Raw genomic sequence first — 1001 nt, 5'->3', positions numbered from 1 at the left:
CGCGGCGCCGGGGGGCGCGTGGGGGGGTGTGGCGCCGGCCCCCGGGCCCCCGGGGGGGGGGGGGGGGCCCCCCGCCCCCCCCGGCGGGGGGGGGGGGGGGGGGGGGGGGCCCCCCCCCCCCCCCCCCCCCCGGCACCCGCTACGCGGGGAGCCAGGCGTAGCAGCCCGAGGAGACGAACGTACGGGTCCCGGACGGGATCTTCGCGGTGACCTTCTTCGGGGCGTCCGGGCCAGGGCCCGAGGCCAGCACCTTGTCGTCCGCGCCCAGTGCCTTCCAGGTGCAGCCCTCGGCGCTGGTCAGCGCACGATAGGTGCCCGGCGCAGGCTTCTTGCGTGTGCCGTCGGCGAAGCCGGTCGCGGCCTTGTCCAGCAGCGGCTTCTGCTTCGGGCACAGCTGGGCGATCGCGTCGTCGGCGGACGGCAGGTCCCCGGCGATGAGCGCGCCGATCGCGGCGTCCTTGTCGTGGGCGGCGGTGCGCTCGATGCGCTGACAGGTCTCCTGGCCGACTTGGAGCACGGCTGCCGGGTCCATGTTCTTCGGCACACGGCCGTGCAGGTACTTCTTCTCCTTGGCGGTGAAGGAACCGGTCGCCGGGGTGAGCTTCGCGTCGGGCAGGACCGGGCCCTTGGAGGGGCTCGACGACTCCTGGGGAGCCGGGCTCGCCTGGTCGTCCGGGACGCCGGCCGCCTGGTCGTCGGAGATGCTCCGCGTCGGGTTCGCTGCCGCGTCGGTACCGCCGTCCGAGCTGCAGCCGGAGAGCGCGAGGAGCGCGATGAGGGCGCCGGCGGCGGCCCCGCGCCGGAGGGACCGGAGAGTACGAGTGTGCATGGTGGCTCCTGCGGCCCGAGCGGGCCGGGTATGAAGGCGGGGCCCCCCCCCGGGGGGCGGGGCCCGGGGGGGGGGGGGGGGGGGGGGGGGGGGGGGGGGGGGCGCCCCCCCCCCCCCCCCCGCCCCGCGCTCACCTCAGCGGCGCGCCACGCCCTCCGCGCGTGCCGCCGCG

Annotated in this window: 1 protein-coding gene; it reads right to left on the bottom strand. The window is 78.9% G+C overall.

Annotated elements, in window-relative coordinates; translation table 11 throughout:
* Positions 1-139: 139 nt before the first annotated feature.
* Entirely contained in the window at positions 140-829 is a 690-nt protein-coding gene (locus ACIBB8_RS37980) for a hypothetical protein (protein ID WP_393309494.1), read from the bottom strand.
* Between the last annotated feature and the right edge of the window lie 172 nt (positions 830-1001).

This window comes from Streptomyces sp. NPDC051286 (genome assembly GCF_044455345.1).
In the GTDB taxonomy this organism is placed as follows: Bacteria; Actinomycetota; Actinomycetes; order Streptomycetales; family Streptomycetaceae; genus Streptomyces.
This window is presented reverse-complemented; position numbering and strand designations above follow the sequence as displayed.

Bases quoted from the DNA above. Each gene is read 5' to 3' on its own strand.
- ACIBB8_RS37980 (WP_393309494.1), bottom strand. From the start codon at position 829: ATGCACACTCGTACTCTCCGGTCCCTCCGGCGCGGGGCCGCCGCCGGC.